Here is an 18073-nt window from a genome sequence, read left to right as displayed (position 1 = left end):
GTCCCTTATTTCTTTTGACATGACCTGGCAAATACGTTAATATGACTTTTGAGGATTGTCAATTCAACCTTTTCCGCTAAGGGAAAGGTTCATTTTTTGATTTGGGTAAAAATTCACCCGATCGCCGATCCTCGAGGATTCACGGTATCATATTTAGTATTGGATACTTGGGCTTTTGCCATACTATCCATAGGGGAGGTTGATTTTCATGTCCATCCAAGGGCGACACTTATTTACTTCCGAGTCCGTAACTGAAGGGCACCCGGATAAAATTTGCGACCAAATCTCCGATGCGGTTCTTGACGCATTCCTTGAGAACGATCCTTACGCTCGCGTGGCGTGCGAAGTTTCCGTAGCTACCGGGCTTGTACTCGTCATCGGCGAAATCAGCACCAAGTCGGAATATGTGGATATTCCGGCCATCGTGCGTAAAACGGTGAAGGAGATCGGATATACCCGGGCTAAGTACGGATTCGATTCCAATACTTGCGCCGTTTTGACATCGCTGAACGAGCAATCCGCGGATATTGCGCAAGGCGTTAATGCGGCGCTCGAAAACCGTGATCCGGCTCAAGTGGATAAAGAAACCGAAAATATCGGCGCAGGTGACCAAGGCTTGATGTTCGGTTTTGCAACAAATGAGACGCCGGAATTGATGCCGTTGCCGATCGCCTTGTCCCATCGTATTGCCCGCCGTCTTTCCGAGGTGCGCAAGGATGGTACGCTGGATTACCTCCGTCCGGACGGTAAAACCCAGGTGACCATCGAGTACATCGATGGCAGACCGAAGCGTGTGGACACCATCGTCGTATCCACGCAGCATGCCGAAGAAATTGCGCTGGAGCAAATCCAGAAAGATATTAAAGAAAAAGTCATTCTCCCTGTGGTTCCAGCCGAGCTGCTGGATGGAGAAACCAAATATTTCATTAACCCTACAGGCCGTTTTGTTATTGGCGGTCCTCAAGGCGACGCCGGTCTGACAGGCCGTAAGATTATTGTCGACACGTACGGCGGATATGCTCGCCATGGCGGCGGTGCCTTCTCCGGGAAGGACCCGACCAAGGTGGACCGTTCGGCAGCTTATGCAGCCCGGTACGTAGCGAAAAACCTCGTTGCCGCCGGCTTGGCCGACAAGGTGGAAATTCAACTCGCTTATGCCATCGGCGTAGCAAACCCGGTCTCCATTAACGTAGACACATATGGAACAGGGAAAATTGCAGAAGAGAAGCTGGTTGAACTGGTACGCGAAAACTTTGATCTTCGCCCGGCCGGCATTATCCGTATGCTGGATCTTCGCCGTCCGATCTACCGCCAAACCGCCGCTTACGGTCATTTCGGCCGCACGGATATCGACCTTCCTTGGGAGCGTGTCGATAAGGCGGAGGCTTTGAAGGCTCAAGCCGGGATCTAAAGGGTGAAAACACAAACAGGGTATCTTGCTCCATTTGGAGATAAGGTATCCTGTTTTTATTTTTTTGAAATATGTCTATCACAGAGTCCTAAACTTCACCCCCACATATGCCGTTAATAAATATAGGTGTGCGCTTTATGGCCTATGGCGTGAAATACATAAGCGATGCAGGTGAAAGGGGAACTTTACGAATGAAACGAAAAGTATCGGCATTGTTGGCCGTTTTTATGGTCATCAATCTATTAAGTGCTTGGGGGAGCTTGTCGGTTTCGGCTGCCGTCCCTCCAACGGATTTGGTTAGTTCAAGCCCGGTTAACGGGGAAAGTAACGTGCCTATCAATACCAAAATCAAGATGAGGTTTAATCAAAAGGTGACTTCGAAAGGATCGATTTGGCTAACCAAGAGCAATACGGGTAGCTCGCAAACCATTAACGCTACGGTTACCACGGCAACCTATGAAGTAGAGTTGTCTCCATTGGGACAGCTTGAGTACAATACCCTCTATACGGTACAAGTTCCTAAGGGGACCTTTACCGGAGAGGACGGTACGATAAATGACGCGGAGTACTGGTCTTTTCAAACTGTTGCCGGCAGCAGCACAGGTTCTATTACGGTGTCTTCCTTCAATCCGTCCGCCGGAAGCACGAATGTAAGCGTCAATGTGCAGCCCAGCTTACAGTTTAATAGAAATGTAAAGCTGAATACTTCGCAAGGGGGGCTTACGCTTCGTAGATCCAATAGCTCGGCTTCCATTCCGATTAGCGTAACGTCAAATGGGTATAGCACAGTCACGATTAATCCGAAGTCCAGCCTTGAGCCGGGAACAAGATATTATGTGGAAGCCGATCGTTACGGGATCGTGGATGCCAGCAATAGTTCCAATTATTTTGAGGGCTTTTCCGGAAGCAGCCGCTGGTACTTTACTACGGCCTCCGATAATGATAAAACGGCACCACTTCTCCAGAATGCCACCATGTACAACAATACGAGAATTCGTTTGCAGTATAATGAGCGACTCGATTCCTCCATCAATATTCCAGATTCGAGCTTTACGGTGACAGTAAACGGGGAGAATCGCCGGGTTGACGATGTCTCTGTTTCCGGAGACTATGTGTATGTCGAGTTGAGGACTGGAGTAGCCGTAGGGCAAGACGTTAAAATCAGCTATACAGGTCAAACGATTAGAGATCGGGCGGGAAATGCGGCGGCAACTTTTTCGAATAGAGCGGTAACCAACGGGATTGACTCGGTTAGTCCGAAACCAACTGACGGTAGAGTTAGCGGGAGTGAAATAACCTTGTATTTTACCGATTCGCTAAAGAGCCCATCAAGCAATGCCTATCAGCAGTTCACCGTCACGGCAGATGGCAAAACTAAAAGCGTCAACAGACTAACTCATAGTGGATCGACGATTACATTGTACCTATCCAGTTCCGTCTCCAACGGAGAAGTGGTAAAAGTCTCATATACACCTGGATCCTATCCGTTACAGGATTACAGAGGTATGGAGATTGCAGGATTTAACGATTATTTTGTCCGGAATTACTATGATTCTGTGGCGCCTGTATTTAAGAGTGCGCAAGGATCGGATAGAACCGTAATTCTGAACTACAATGAAGCCTTAAGAACGACCCGATTGCCTTTAAAAAGCCAATTTTCGGTGTTGGTAAATAATGCGCCCGTATATGTAAATGCTGTAGAGATTATAGATAACCAAGTAAAGCTAACGTTGGCCTCTTCTTTTACACAAAATCAAGCAGTAACGGTATCCTACGTGGCAGGCGGGAGCGATGGAATCGCTGACCTGAACGGAAACCTGGCGGGGTATATCAACCTGCAGCCGGTCACCTATGCAGCGGTAGCCGAGGGGGTGCGTTCCGCCACAGTTACGGGGGATACACTGACGATAACATACAACAACACGCTACGGGGGATGTCTTACCTTCCGGTGAACCAGTTTAATGTATTCGTAGATAAACTCAGCATTGGGATCACGTCCGCCACCATTAGCGGGAATACCGTAGTTCTGAAACTGGCGACTCCCGTAACGGCCGGGCAAGTAGTTACTCTGTCTTATCTGACGGGGGCATCTTCACTTTACGATACGCTTGGCAATCAGTTGAAAAGCTTTAACAACATGGCGGTACAAAATACGGCAGGGGGTCAAACGAATTCCAATCCAACCGGACAGACGTCAACGACACCAACCTCCCAACCGGATTATCTCACGAACATGTCGAATGTTGATTTTGGCGTAGGCGGTTTTCTGCTGAATCTCAATGCGGCCCAAGCGACGGACAGCCGCTCCAAATTCGGCCAGGGAATCAAAAAATATACGATCGATACGGTTAAGCTGCAGAATGCGTACAAATACTTGACCGCGAGCAATGCGCCGACAAAGCGGATCGTGTTCGAGGTTCCTTCTACGGAGAAGGCCGCTGAAGTAGTCATTCCTGTGACCGCTTTGATGGACATGTACAGCAGCGGAAAGACCGGTACTTTTGCGGTGAAATACAATTCGGTGATGTATGAACTGCCTATCGAGAAAATCCCTTATATGGAGATCTCGAGATCCTTGAATGTATCGGCACTTACCTCCGCATTTATTACAGTACAGTTAGAACCGGTAACTAAGGTTCAGATGCCGTCAGTAAATTATAATAATGGGGTTACGACAACGCCTTTGGGAGATCCCATTCAAGTCAGCGTGACTATATCTAATGGGACTGCGGCGCAAAGCGCCGTTGAGTTGAACACTACCGGAAACATTTACATGAAAGCTTCCGACACCACGGCAAACGGCCAAACCTTCTTGGCTCAATTCGAGTTGCTGACCAGAACGGCTTCTTTTGTGCCTTCAACGGTGAAGGGGAGCGGAAGCAGCTATGTGCTCAGCGGAAAGATCAGCGGGAACAAGGCGGTTGGACCTGCGGCGGGGTATAGTTACTTTTCGGATACACTGAAGCATTGGGCGAGTAAAGATATCACGGAGCTGGCGAGCAAGCTGATCATTGATACCCGCTCGGGCGCCAAATTTGAACCCGATAAAAACATCACCCGCGCCGAGTTCGCCGTATTTATCGCAAAAGGGCTCGGTTTGACCGCAGACGCATCCAATGCGCGCCGGTTCTCCGATGTCGCGTCCGGAAGCACTGTTGCCGGCTATATCGGTGCGGCGGCGAAAGCGGGGATTATCAACGGAACACCCGCCGGGACGTTTAAACCGGGAAGCTTCATCACCCGGGAACAGATGGCTTTGATGATGGTGCGGGCGATGGAATATGCCGGGCATGATACGAACCTGGGCACTTCTTCCGCACAGGTGCTCGGCCGCTTTAAAGACGGCTCGAAGATCCAGTCCAAGGAAACGGTGGCCAAAGCCGTCAAGGCGGGCATTATTCAGGGCGTTAATGCCTATACGTTCCGGCCTACGGGAAATGCTACCCGCGCCCAAGCCGCTGTGATGGTGAAACGGGTGTTAAACAATTTGAACTATCTGTAAAAAATTACTCTGGCTAGTTTACTCAGCCCGCTCTCTTATTCGGAGAGCGGGCTGTTTATGCTGGAATTCTTTCGATTTTGTAATTTCCACCAATTCTCATGAAATTTGCTTTTTTTCGTAACTTTTCCGCGGGATTGTAGTCTATTAAATAGGTGGAAGATTCCCGGAGTCGTCTCGGGATCATAGACAGCACACAAAGATGGGAGAGTAGCAAATTAAAATGGTAGTTCGTAGAGAAGAGACCGGAAATAGAATGAAATGGACGCAAATTGCTGCAAATAAAGGTAAAAAATGGATTATTGTATCGTTGGCGGGGTTGATCTGGATCCAGCCGGTGGTGTTACCCGAGTTGTTCGGAGGCTCGATATCGACGATTCATGCGGCGGCCAGTCAGGCCACCCGTTTAGGCGAGGAAATCGTTACGTCCGGAGCCAAGCTCGTAAAATATCGGTATACGACGACTCGCTCAGGGAAGCAAGTAAATGTGCTGGCTGACGTGATCGAGATAGATTTGAGTAACCCATACGTCCAATTGGATGTGATGACAGGCAAAGGCGGACAACTGACGACCCGGCAAACCGTTGAAGGCATGGCCAAGGAGACGGGCGCCGTGGCCGGAGTGAACGGAGATTTCTTTGCGACGGGGGGGCAAGGGGTACCGATGGGCGCCGCCGTTTCCAAAGGCACGTTGGTGACCAGTCCGGCGCAGCTTACGGGGATGTTTGCTTTTGGCGTAAATAACGGCAACACCCCGATCATCGATCGGTACGCGTTTAGCGGCACCGTACTGGCCGAAGACGGCTCGACCTTCCCGCTGGAGGGGATTAACCAGGAATCGTATACAACGGAGCCGGATAAGGCTCACAGCCATGTCAACAAAATGTTTATCTATACAAGCGCATGGAAATCCGAAGAGCGTCCGAAAGGGAGCGGGACGACGCCGACGGAGGTGTTGGTTCAGGGCGGAGTGATCCAGCAAATTTCTCCTCAGTCGGCGATTCCGGGGCCGGTTCCGGCGGACGGATATATTTTGCGGGCGCACGGTCAGGCGGCAGAATACATATCCGCTCACTTGGCGGTAGGACAACGGCTAGAGACAAGGTATTCGTTGGTTTCGCAAACGAGCGGCCAGGAGGTAAACCCGTCCGATTTCAAAATGCTGATCGGAGGTCATACGCTTCTGGTCGATCAGGGGAAAGCGTCCTCGTTCACCCGCTCGACCACCTCGATCAGTGGGAGCAGTTCCGTGGCCCGAACCGCGGTCGGCTACTCAAAAGACGAGAAGAAGGCATATATTATTACGGTCGAAAAGAACAGCGACAGTCCCGGGATGACCTTGAAGGAACTGCAAAGCTTTATGACGTCGATCGGGGTCTGGAAAGGGCTGAACCTGGACGGCGGCGGCTCGACGACGATGGTCACTCGTCCGCTCGCCGAGACGGAGGCGGAGCTGACGTTTACGACCTCCAACGGGTCCGCGGGTCAACGCTCTGTGGCCAATGGGCTCGGCGTGTTCACGACAGCTCCGCAGGGGACGCTCAAAGGGCTGCAGGTTAGCGGGGCTTCGACTTTGCTGATCGGGCAGACGGTGTCTTTTAGCTTGAAGGGCTATGACACCTATTACAACCCGATCGATACGGCGAGCGTTCAAGCCACCTGGAAGTCGAGCAATGGGAATGTAGCCTGGACCGGGTCGGGCTTTAAAGGCATTAAGGCAGGCGCCGCAAAAATAACGGCGGTAAGCGGAGAGGCAAAGAGCAGCATGGATGTGACCGTGCTCGGCGGCAGCGATCTGGCCGGCCTGACGCCGGTAACGACATTTGCGCCGCTGGAGGCCGGAGCGACCGTCTCGGTTCCAGTGACCGCCAAATTGAAAAACGGACGAACCGTGAACGTGCCGGATGAATCGGTCAAGTGGGTGTTCTCCGGCATGAAGGCAAGCGTGCAAAGTGGTGTCCTGACGGTGCAATCCATCAATAACGGGGCCAAGGTTGCTTATGCTACGCCAAAGTATGACGGATTCAGCGGGACGCCGATCGTGCTGTCCTCTTCCGAAGAGCAGGTTTGGGAAAGCTTCGAGAATGTGAGTTATCCGGTGTCCTTTACCGGCTTGCCGGCGGAGGCCAAAGGAACGGCGGCGATCGTCCAAGGAACCGGAGAGCGCGTCAAATCCAAAGTGCTTAAACTGGATTATGACCTGACCGGAGGCAGCGGCAATAAATTCGGCTATGCGCAAATCAATGGAACCGCAGGCAAGGCTATTCCGGAGGGAGCTACGTCGATGGCCATCGATGTGCTTGGAGATGCGAGCCTGAACTGGCTGCGGGCCGAGTTTGCCGGAGCGGACGGAAAGAGCGTTTATGTGGATCTTGCGCGGCCACTCGACTTTACCGGATGGAAGACATTGACGGTCGATTTGACGGCAAGCGGACTGAAGCACCCGGCCAAGCTGAAACGGCTTTATGTGGTAAACCTGGAGGACGGCCAGGATGAGCGTGCCTTGACGGGAAGCGTGTCTTTTGATAATATCCGGTTTATTGCCCCGGTGACGGGTGGAGATACGGGCCTGCCAAGCGCTACGGTGACGATGATCGCCGGGCAGAAAGCGATGACCGTAAACGGGCAAAAACAAAATATGGACGTGGCTCCGCTGTTGAAGGACGGAACGACGTATATCCCGATCAAGTATGTGGTGGATGCTTTTGGCGGGGAGGCGTTATGGAACAAAACCGCGAAGAAAATCACCGTCACGCGCGGTACCACCGTGCTTGAGTTAACCGTAGGGAAGAAAGAATTTATTCTGAATGGGGCTACGAAAAAAGCCGAGGTTTCCCCGATTATCGATAACAATAGGACTTTGGTCCCTCTTCGCTTGGTTTCGGAGCAACTAGGGATATCCGTAAATTGGGAAAAGAAAACCAAATCCATTACCCTCGAATCATGATATGATAAGTTCGGAGTATACGGACACAGGGAATGGAGAAGGGTGAAGTGGCAGACTATCAAGCTGATGCAATTGACCGCGTTATTAAAAACGCCGTAGGCGTTATGGAGAATAGCAAGCTGCAGATCCTTGAAATTCTGGACGCAGCGCGGAATGAGCTCAAGACGCTCAACAATGAGTTGCAGCAGGTCGTTAAAGAAACCGCAGAGACTGTGGAAAAGGTCGATCAACTGGAAATTAATTACCGGCGTTCCCGCATCCGGCTGACGGAAGTCAGCCGGGATTTTGTGCGGTATAAGGAAGAAGACATCAAACAGGCCTATGAGAAAGCCACCCAGCTTCAATTGGATCTTTTGATTTACCGGGAAAAAGAAATGTATTTGAAAGCACGCCGGGATGAATTACAGAAGCGTGCGCGAAATGTCGAAAAATCCGTGGAACGGGCCGAAACCGTCAGTTCGCAGATGGGGGTTGTGCTGGAATACCTGTCGGGTGAACTGGGTCAAGTGTCCCGAATCCTGGAGTCGGCCAAAAACCGACAGATAATCGGTTTAAAGATTATTTTGGCGCAAGAAGAAGAAAGAAAGCGGATCTCGCGGGAGATTCATGACGGACCGGCTCAGCTTTTGGCGAATCTAGTTCTTAGGACGGAAATTGTGGAAAGAATGCTTGCCAAGCAGGAATTTAAGATGGTACAGGACGAAATAGTAGACTTGAAGAGTCAAGTCCGTTCCAGTCTGGAAGAAATGCGGAAAGTCATTTTTAATTTGCGTCCCATGGCTTTAGATGATCTAGGTTTGATTCCGACTTTGCGCAAGTATGTACATGATTTCGAAGAGAAGACCAAAATTAGAACGACCTTCGAAACGAGAGGGAAAGAACATCGCATGTCTTCACCCATGGAGGCGGCGGTATTCAGACTGGTTCAGGAAGCTCTCACCAATGCAGCCAAGCATGCCTTTCCTACTTATGTCGGTGTCGATATCACCTATCAGGCCCAAATGGTCAAAATCGTAGTTCAAGACAATGGACTGGGATTCAAGGTCGATCAATTGGAGCAGAAGACAAAGGAGCATACCCATTTCGGTCTGATTGGGATGCGGGAACGGGTAGAATTGCTGGAAGGAAGAATGGAAATAGAGTCGACAGCGAACATAGGCACCAAAATCATTATCCACATTCCGACAAATGCAGAGAAGAGAAAGGAGCACCAGGATGGATAACCTTGTTACCAACAGTAGACAAACAATTAAAGTTCTCTTGGCAGATGATCACCAGCTGTTTCGCGAGGGATTGAAACGGATTTTGAATATGGAGGAAGATATTGAGGTCGTTGGGGAATGCGGTGACGGCTCTCAGGTTCTGGAGTGCTGCCACCAGTTAGAACCGGAGATCGTGCTCATGGACATCAACATGCCGCTTTTAAACGGAGTGGATGCGACGGCCGAGCTTCGCGACTCGCTTCCGGAAGTCAAGGTCATTATTTTATCGATTCATGATGATGAAAGTTATGTATTTGAAACCCTGCGCAAAGGGGCTACCGGTTATTTGTTGAAGGATATGGAAGCCGAATCACTGATTAACGCGATCCGTACCGTGGCCGAAGGCAATGCCTTCATTCATCCGAAGGTAACGGGGAAATTGATTCAGCAGCTTCGCCGGATGGAGTACCTGAGCGAAACGGGCGCGATCGCCGAGGATCATGCGATTCGCGAAGCAGGCGTCAAATTTGTGGCGGGCGAAGATAATCCGCTAACGCGCCGCGAAGCGGAAGTGCTCCGATTGATGGCGGAAGGACGCAGCAATAAAATGATCGGGGAGCATTTGTTTATTAGCGAAAAAACGGTCAAGAACCATGTCAGCAGCATCCTGCAAAAAATGGATGTCGATGATCGGACGCAAGCGGTAATCAATGCGATTAAATTCGGCTGGGTAACCCTGTAAGGAAGGATGTAACAGTTAGGTCTTACAGCACGGATTAGGGATCTTTTTCGGTCTCGTGTTCCAATTTTTGTTGGAACATGAAATAAGAGGACTGCCCTCTTGTTCGTAAAAATTAGAGTAAGAGGGTTTGCCGGGGCGCGTACATAAGATTAAAATAATTAATATGGCTATATAAATTGAACTTGAATTTGCTAGGAGGCAGCCGTGTGGAATGTTCTTCCGATCGCTGTTGTTCCCGGATTTCTGGATTAAGTAAAACAAGTCGGTAGAAATCTAGTCACAAAGGCGAACGCTCCGCTTCTCCAGAATCATTTCACACTCTTGCCTAAAGCTAATTTTCTAGTTCAACTTATATAGCAGGTGGTGCAGAACGGAATTGAGCAAAGCGCGTTTGGAACCGTCTTCCTTGATGCGGCATATATTGTCGCTATATAGGGGTGTTCGGCAGCCGGGGGAAAGGCCCGCCGCCGAAGGGCTCTACAAGGAGGAATGGCCATGGTTGTTCACATGGGTTGGATATTGCTCGGCTATGTGATGGCAGCACTGCTCGTGCACCTTTCTTACGGCAGGCTTCGGCGGCAACCGCCGGAGAACTCCGGAAGAACGCACTATATTTTGGTCACCCGGAATCACGGGGATCAAATGGAATGGTATTTAAGAGCTTTATCTTGGTATGCGCGGATTCGTGGCGAGTCCGTTAAAGTGACGGTGCTGGACGAATATTCTCAAGATGATACCCGTAGGATCGTGCAAAGGTTGCGGAATCAGCCGGGGATCGAACTGGCGCTGCGGTCATGGAGAGCGTCAGGCGATGCCGGGATGAGCGGGTCTGGCGCGCTGGCGGAAGAAGAGACCCTGATTTATGTGGATCTTCGCAAGCCGCAGGAGGCGGCAAAAATTCCCTATGTCCAGGTATGAATTAATTTATAGAGAACATGAGTTGAAAGTGTGAAGCACACTCTTTTCAGGCTATAGGCCGGGGAGTGTGCTTTTTTGCGTTGTTTGGGCTGTTTCGGGATTCAGCAGCAAGCTGAGAAATTCAATAATTTTCCTCTAATTTATATTTTTTTACTTCCATAATCGGGAGTACCTTGAAGAGGGGGTTAACAAATGAAAGTCGGGCTGTATGCGATCCGGGGGAGTTTGCGTTGGGCATTGAGGATCACGCTGGATATGTATACCGATCTTTATTGGTGGTCAAACGGGATGGAAACGAAAGAGGAAGATGGTCATCGGCCAGATCAGGGAAAGGGGGAATTTTCCGAAGCAGGGCAGGCGGAAGGGTTGCTGCAGTTGTCCTCCGGAATGCCGCTGGGATGGGCGGTGACCCTTCGTGACGAGTTCGGTCTTCGTCCGGTCGAAACATTGGATGGATGGACGGCTCGCGATTGGATGCGATACATGGAGGAAGCCTTAGCCGCGGAACTGGAGGAGGAACGGAAGGGTATTGTAAAAGACGGAGGGCGCGGCGAGCCGGTGGGAATCCGTTCGCTGAATGAGGTGGCGAACCCGCAATGGTTGTGGACCCGAGGGCGGGGACTGACGACCTCGGGAGCGGCCCTGCTTCGGGGGCGGGGCCACCCCGAAGCAGGGCCGCGCGAGGCGGCGCGAGTCGCGGACGCGCTGGCGGGGCGGTCGCTGCTGGAGGCGGAGCTCCAGCAGCTTTTGGCGGAACGCCTGCCGGAGCTGGGCCCGGCCTGGCGCTCCGCGCTGCAGCTCGCGCACCTGCAGGGGCGCGTGCAGCTCACTTCGGGCGTCGCGCGAGCGGACGCCCGGGGTGGGGCGGCCCGCCCGCTCGCGCGGCGGGCCCCGGAGCTCCGCTGCCGGCGCTGCGGCAGCGGGGTGCACCGCCGCACGCCCTGCGGGTCGTGCGGCTGCGGCGGCTGCGCCTACTGCGAGGCCTGCCTCGCGCTGGGGCGCAGCCGCTCTTGTGCGCTGCTGCTGCGCGGCAGCAGCGCCGATGTGCCGCCCGCCGCAGGCGGCGGCACGGGAAGCCCCACCGGGTCCCTGCTGGACCGGTGGGGCCTCAGCCCAGCGCAGCGCGAAGCGGCGGGCGCCGCGCTGCGGTTTTTGGCGCAGCCGGGACCGGTGGCTGCGCCAACCCCCAGGGCCGCCTCCCCCGAGGCCGGCGGCCCGCTGCGCCTGCTCCCCGCCCGGCTGCGGCCGCGCCGGGCCGCTCCGCCCGGGCCGGCGCCGGGACCGCCCCGCTTTTTGCTCTGGGCGGTGACCGGAGCGGGCAAGACGGAGATGATCTTTCCGCTGCTCCGCTACAGCCTGGACCGCGGCGGCAAAGTGCTCGTCGCGACCCCGCGGCGCGACGTGGTCCTGGAGCTGGGCCCGCGGATCGCCCAGGCGTTCCCGGAGGTGCCCACCGCCGTTCTTTACGGAGGCAGCCCGCAGCGCTGGGAGGAGGCGAGGCTGTTTCTGTCGACGACCCACCAGCTCATGCGTTTTTACCAAGCGTTTGATCTGGTCATTATCGACGAAATTGACGCTTTTCCTTACCATAACGATCCGATGCTCGAGTATGCCGCAGAGCAATCGTGCAAGCCGAGCGGACGATATGTCTTTCTCTCGGCTACGCCCCCCGCTCCCTTGCAGCGTGAGGTTCGGAGCGGCCGGTTACCCCATGCCAAAGTTCCGGCACGGTTTCATGGTCACCCGCTCCCGCTGCCTCGGCGGATCGTCATAAAGCCGGTCGATGTCTGCTTGCGCCGGGGGGAGCTTCCAAAAGCCTTGCTTTCCGCTTTGGAGACATCGATGAAAAGAGGAGCGCAGATCTTTATTTTTGTGGCGCTCATTCGCCATATCGAACCTGTCGTCGCGCTTTTGCGGAGGCACTTCTCTGCGGAGGCTGTTGAAGGAACGTCATCGCAGGACAAGCAGCGGGGCGATCATGTGCTCGAGTTCCGCACTGCCCAAACCCGAATTTTAGTGACGACCACCATTCTGGAACGTGGAGTAACCGTGCCAAAAAGCGATGTATACATACTGGATGCCGACAGCGAGCTGTTCGATGAGGCCTCCTTGGTCCAGATGGCCGGACGGGCGGGAAGATCCAAGGATGATCCGAAAGGACGGGTGGTGTTTGCTTCCCCGGAATGGACCCGGTCCCAAAAAGGAGCCGTCCGCCAAATCCGCGAGATGAATGAGATGGCTCGTAAACAAGGCTTTTTAAAAGAAGATGAGGAGGTCGTGAAGAAATGAAAAGTACGTCTTGTGCCTGTGAAGAGTTGCAACGCAAGTTCAGACTGAGAAATCGGGTATGGCCCGGCGGGTATCACCGGGATGGTGGAGAAGATGCGGGAGCGGTGCCTGCCCGTTTGGTCGGCTGCAGCCGAGAAGGAGCTGTGGTAAACGAAGAACGATCCGTTTCCTATGCGAGAATCGATTGGAGCACAGCCAAGGAAGCGGTGCTGTCTCCGCTGCATAATCTGCTTGCTCCTCCCGCTCTTCCTTGTCTGACCTGCGGCAAAATGATTTCCGGCACCGCAAAAGGCTACCCGGAAATTTGCTCCTCCTGCTACGCCGCCATCCCTTGGATTACGTCTTTGAAATGTAAAAACTGCGGGCGCCCTGTAGGCTGCCCCGATTGTACCCGGGAAGGGGCGCCGGCGCGAAATTTTGTGCTGAACCGCAGTGCGGTTTCCTACAATGCCACGATGCGGGAGTGGCTTGCCCAATATAAATTCAGAGGCAATGAGGCGTTGGGCCCCGTTCTGGCACGCATGACCGGATTTGCCGCACAGCGAATGCTTCGGGAATTGAGTGAAAAAAATGGCGGGACAGGCGACAGGTTTCGTTTCGATGCCGTAACTTTTGTGCCGGTCAGCGAGGACCGGCTGCTGGAGCGCGGGTTCAACCAGGCCAGAACGTTAGCGTTGGAGGCGGCCTCCATTCTCGGTTCCCCGCTGCTCCCTTTGCTCGAGCGTGTCCGCCATACCGAGAAGCAGAGTTTTAAAAGCCGGTGGCAGCGCCTGCGTGACCTGCAGGGAATCTTTTGCCCGGCGGAGGACGCGTGGGATCAGCTCAAACCGGCGCTCGATCGCCCCGGGGCCAAGACTTTTCCGTGGTCGGTTTTTTCGCTTCATGATTCTATGGTTGCCGAAACCTCTCGTGCTAGACCGATCCGGCTGCTGTTGATTGACGATGTTTATACCACCGGAAGTACGGTCGATACCTGTGCCGGTTTGCTCCGCGAGTTATGCGAATCCGAGGGGCGTTCGGGGGAAATCTATTGCCTGACGTGGGCGAGATCTTAGATCAGGGGGCTGGGAATATTTTTAAAACCCATGGACGAATTTCCTTAAATAAGGTAATCTAACAGCATAAGATAACGTAATATCGAAAGGACGAACGGTCGAATGGCTCTAAATGTAGGAAATTGTCCGCGCTGCGGAAGGCTGTTTGCCAAGAACTTCAAAGATATCTGTCCGGTTTGCATGAAGGACATCGAGAAGGAATACGAGAAGTGCCTTGAATACCTGCGACAGGAGAAAACCGCGACGATCCAGGAGGTCTCCGACGCAACGGAGGTATCTGTTCGGCAAATTACGAAGTTCATTAAAGAAGGTCGGATTTCCATCGCCAATAATCCGAATATGATGTATCCGTGTGAAGTTTGCGGTGTGCTTATTCGTGAAGGAAATATGTGTGACGGATGCCGGGGACGGCTTACCCGGGACTTGACGGCCGCCGCCCGGGAAGAAAAGAAAAGCGGTGAAGCGGGGAATAAGAACGGCGGGGCTTACGGGGTTATCGACAAATTCCGTGATCCTTCGAGATAAAATCCCCAAAGGTTTGGCATAATATTCTTTATAATCCAACGGTTCGCTATTAAATCTGATTCAATCCACGCCGATAAACTTAGTAAAGATTATCGGCTTTTTTATTTGGAAAGAAAGGTGGAGCCCTTATGAAAATCAATGAGACCGGACGGCTTGGTGCCATAAATAACTATCAACGGCAAGTGGATGCGCAGCGTAAAGATCCCGACAATAAAACCCGCCGCAAGGACGAGGTGTCGATCTCTTCGGCAGGCATGGAGATGCTGAAAGCCCAGGGAAGCGCCCAGGACCCCGCTCGCGCGGAGCGCATCGCCGAACTGAAATCGCAGGTTTCCGAGGGAACCTATCATGTGGACGCCGCAAAACTGGCTGAGAAGCTCGTTCCATACTTCAAGTCTTTTACCGATAAATAACAGGGGGCGAATATGGAAGTCCAAAAATTAATCGATGGTCTCAACCGAATGGATGAGCTCCATGTCAACTTGCTGGAAATTATGGAGCAGAAGAAACAATCCATCCTGAACCGGAATTACGAGGAATTGGTGGGGACTCTGTCGCGGGAGTCGAAGATGGTCAAAACCATCGAAGAATGCGAACAGGCGCTTTTGACCTCGGCGCAGGAATTTTTGCACTCCAAGGGCATTAAATCACGGCTTGAACTGACGATTTCGGAAATTCTCCGGCTTGTGTTCGACCCCGAAGAGAAACGGGCGCTGGAAGAGGCCAGGGTGAGATTAGGGAAACGCTTGGTGGAATTGAAGCAGGTCAATGCGTTGAATCAGGAATTGATCACGCAGTCGCTCTCCTTCATCGATTTCTCTTTGAATCTGATGATTGTGGGGGAGGATGATGGAGCGACCTATTCCCCTCCCCAGGGCCAGGACAGAAAGCCTGCAATGAGAAGTATGTTTGACACAAGAGCATAATTAATATGAACCGATAAAGGAGAACTGCAGATGGCCTCCACTTTTCATGGCATCGAAACAAGCAAACGCGCTTTGTTTGTAAATACCGTATCAATGCAAACGCTGGGGCATAATATCGCCAATGCCAACACCGAGGGGTACACTCGGCAGCGGGTAAATTTAAGAGAAGCCAACCCGATCTGGGCGATGGGGATGACGAAGAGTCAGCAGCCCGGACAATTGGGAACCGGCGTCGAGTACACAAGCATTACACGGATTCGGGACAGCTTCTTGGATACCCAATTCCGCCGGGAAAACCAGTTGCTCGGTTCTTGGGAAATCCAGAACGCCAGTATGACCGCGATCCAGAATATCTTAAATGAACCCACGGGCAGCGGGCTTAGTGCTGTCATGGACGATTTTTGGAATTCCTGGGAGACTTTGAACCGGGACCCATCTTTGCTAAGCGCGCGTGTGGCAGTAGCCGGTGCGGCCAGCAATATGGTAGACACCCTGAAGCATATCAGCGAGGCTTTGACCAACCTGACGAACGATTTGAACAACAACATCGATAAGAAAGTGATGGAAGCCAACAATATCGTTGAAAATATCGCACGATTGAATGTTCTTATCCGCGACAACGAGAGTTTCGGCGATCATGCGAACGACTATCGGGACCAGCGGGATCTATTGCTGGACAAGCTGTCGTCGATCGTAGACGTGGCGTATGTCGAAGATGAGAACGGCATGGTCAACATCACGTCCGCCGGGGCAAATGTACTGGAAGGCGAGAATGTTACCGCCTTAACTGCGGCGAATGCCACCACAGCCACGGCCGGGCAACTTCACGGTTACACCCAATCCCTTCAAGAAACCGCTCTGATCCGTAATCAGTTAAACGGCTTGGTCAGTACGTTGGTGACGGGCGATGTTAAGGTAACCTTGAGTAACGGATACGTTACCACGAACAACATGGTGGCTCTAAACGATGTTACGGTGGATGGGTTAGGTGTCATCCCTGCCGGCAGTTCCATCCCTGCCGGTTCGAAGATTACGTCTTCTATGCAAGTCATGGTTAAAGGCTTTAATGGTCTTCATCAATTGGGATATACGTTAACGGAACCGACTACGTCCGGTATTCCTTTCTTTACGTCCACTACTGGAGCTTTTACGATCGACAGCATTCAGGTGAACGCGGAAATACTGGCGGATACGAATAAAATCGCCGCTTCCTCGCAATTTGAAACCGTGAACGGCGTAAACAAAGTCATTCGCGGGAACAGCGATGTGGCCAATGCTCTGGCAAGCATGAGAGATGCGCTCTTTACTTTCCCAGATGCGCTTACCTCCATGTCCCAGGGAACGACGGATGACTACTTCCGCGCGTTGACGGCCGATTTGGGGATTCGGGCCAGCAATACGGAACGGAACTACCAGAATGAACAAACAATGACCGACAATTTGCAAATCCAGCGTCAATCCGTAAGCGGGGTTTCGATGGATGAAGAACTGGCGGATATGATTCGTTTTCAGCAAGCGTACAATGCGGCCGCCCGCAACATGACCACCGTCGACGAAATGCTGGATCGGGTGATCAATCAAATGGGCCGGGTAGGATTATAGGATATAGTCGTTAGTTGACTTAGACTCATGAATAAAGGAGGTTTATCCATGCGCGTAACAGGCATGATGCAGAATATTCAGCTTTTGAAAAATTTACGGAACATCAATACTGCAATGACTACAGGGCAACAGCAGCTTGCAACCGGCCAAAAGATAACCAGGCCAAGCGATGATCCGATCGGGACAGGGTATCAGATGCGTTATGACACGGATTTGGCACGTAGTGAGGAATTTTTGACGAATGCCCAGACGGGCTCGGAAATCCTGAAGACGATGGATTCTTTGCTGCAACAGGCCAACGACGTGTTGAAACGGGCACGTACTTTGACATTGCAAGCCGCTAATGGTACTTATGCCTTGGAGCAGAGACAAACTATTTCCGCGGAGATCAAGCAATTGAAGGAACAGATGGTGACGATCGGCAATAGTACTTATAACGGGAGATACCTGTTTAATGGACAAAAGACTGATCAGCCGCCATATACTGCGGCTGGAGCTGCCGGTGAAAAAACGGATCCAGGCTTGTTTTACCTGAATGTGAGTCCTTCCGTAAAGGTACCGGTTAGTATAACGGGAGAAGTTGTATTCGGAGCAGCCGGGACGGACAACGTTTTTAAGGTGTTGGATGACTTGGCCAATGCTCTCAATACGGATAATCGCACTGGGATTAGCGCAGCTTTGAATAAGATTGACGCCTCTTCTGATCGTTTGTCTGTCAGTTGGGCGGAAATCGGAGCACGAATGAATCGCTTTGAGATGATGGAGAATCGCATCTCCGATGATCAGGTGAGCTTAAAAGAGCAGCGTGCCCATGTTGCCGATGTGGACGTCCCTTCCACGATTGTTGATCTGAAATCCAAGGAAACAGTACTGCAGGCCGCTCTCTCAACGGGAGCAAGAATCATGCAAACCTCGCTTGTTGACTTCCTAAGATAATGGATTAGGCCGCAAGGCGA

General features: G+C 52.2%; 13 protein-coding genes. All 13 read left to right on the top strand.

The window, feature by feature from the left end; translation table 11 throughout:
• Positions 1-208 precede the first annotated feature (208 nt).
• The 13 genes from metK to flgL all read left to right on the top strand — a co-directional run bounded on the left by metK (position 209) and on the right by flgL (position 18053).
• Positions 209-1411 carry a methionine adenosyltransferase gene (metK, locus tag V4U88_RS05005; RefSeq protein WP_334072170.1) on the top strand — a complete coding sequence of 401 codons (1203 nt, stop codon included), beginning with the start codon at positions 209-211 and terminating at the stop codon, positions 1409-1411.
• A gap of 191 nt (positions 1412-1602) precedes the next feature.
• Positions 1603-4914 (top strand): SwmB domain-containing protein, encoded by a 3312-nt coding sequence (locus tag V4U88_RS05000; RefSeq protein WP_334072169.1) that lies wholly within the window; start codon positions 1603-1605, stop codon positions 4912-4914.
• A gap of 253 nt (positions 4915-5167) precedes the next feature.
• Positions 5168-7858, top strand: a complete 2691-nt coding sequence (locus V4U88_RS04995; RefSeq protein WP_334072168.1) for a stalk domain-containing protein — start codon at positions 5168-5170, stop codon at positions 7856-7858.
• Positions 7859-7905: 47 nt separating this feature from the next.
• Positions 7906-9081 carry a sensor histidine kinase gene (locus tag V4U88_RS04990; RefSeq protein WP_334072167.1) on the top strand — a complete coding sequence of 392 codons (1176 nt, stop codon included), beginning with the start codon at positions 7906-7908 and terminating at the stop codon, positions 9079-9081.
• Entirely contained in the window at positions 9074-9802 is a 729-nt protein-coding gene (locus tag V4U88_RS04985; protein WP_334072166.1) for a response regulator transcription factor, read from the top strand. The genes V4U88_RS04990 and V4U88_RS04985 overlap by 8 nt, the downstream gene beginning before the upstream one ends.
• Before the next feature lie 495 nt (positions 9803-10297).
• A complete protein-coding gene (locus V4U88_RS04980) occupies positions 10298-10720 on the top strand; it encodes a hypothetical protein (RefSeq protein WP_334072165.1) in 423 nt (140 codons plus the stop codon).
• Between the two features lie 192 nt (positions 10721-10912).
• Positions 10913-13009, top strand: a complete 2097-nt coding sequence (locus V4U88_RS04975; protein WP_334072164.1) for a DEAD/DEAH box helicase — start codon at positions 10913-10915, stop codon at positions 13007-13009.
• Positions 13006-14064, top strand: coding sequence for a ComF family protein (locus V4U88_RS04970; RefSeq protein ID WP_334072163.1), 1059 nt, complete (start codon positions 13006-13008; stop codon positions 14062-14064). The genes V4U88_RS04975 and V4U88_RS04970 overlap by 4 nt, the downstream gene beginning before the upstream one ends.
• A gap of 102 nt (positions 14065-14166) precedes the next feature.
• Positions 14167-14589, top strand: a complete 423-nt coding sequence (locus V4U88_RS04965) for a TIGR03826 family flagellar region protein (RefSeq protein ID WP_334072162.1) — start codon at positions 14167-14169, stop codon at positions 14587-14589.
• 128 nt (positions 14590-14717) lie between these two features.
• On the top strand, positions 14718-15002 hold the full coding sequence (gene flgM / locus V4U88_RS04960) for a flagellar biosynthesis anti-sigma factor FlgM (protein ID WP_334072161.1): 285 nt from the start codon (positions 14718-14720) through the stop codon (positions 15000-15002).
• 12 nt (positions 15003-15014) lie between these two features.
• Positions 15015-15515, top strand: coding sequence for a flagellar protein FlgN (locus V4U88_RS04955; protein WP_334072160.1), 501 nt, complete (start codon positions 15015-15017; stop codon positions 15513-15515).
• Between the two features lie 30 nt (positions 15516-15545).
• On the top strand, positions 15546-17117 hold the full coding sequence (flgK, locus tag V4U88_RS04950) for a flagellar hook-associated protein FlgK (RefSeq protein WP_334072159.1): 1572 nt from the start codon (positions 15546-15548) through the stop codon (positions 17115-17117).
• A 48-nt stretch (positions 17118-17165) separates the two neighbouring features.
• Positions 17166-18053 carry a flagellar hook-associated protein FlgL gene (flgL, locus tag V4U88_RS04945; RefSeq protein WP_334072158.1) on the top strand — a complete coding sequence of 296 codons (888 nt, stop codon included), beginning with the start codon at positions 17166-17168 and terminating at the stop codon, positions 18051-18053.
• The last annotated feature ends 20 nt before the right edge of the window (positions 18054-18073 follow it).

Origin of the sequence: Paenibacillus sp. A14 (assembly GCF_036864815.1) — a bacterium.
GTDB lineage: Bacteria > Bacillota > Bacilli > Paenibacillales > Paenibacillaceae > Fontibacillus > Fontibacillus sanfengchensis.
Note: the sequence above shows the minus strand (reverse complement) of the source record. Positions and strands in the feature narration are given on the sequence as shown.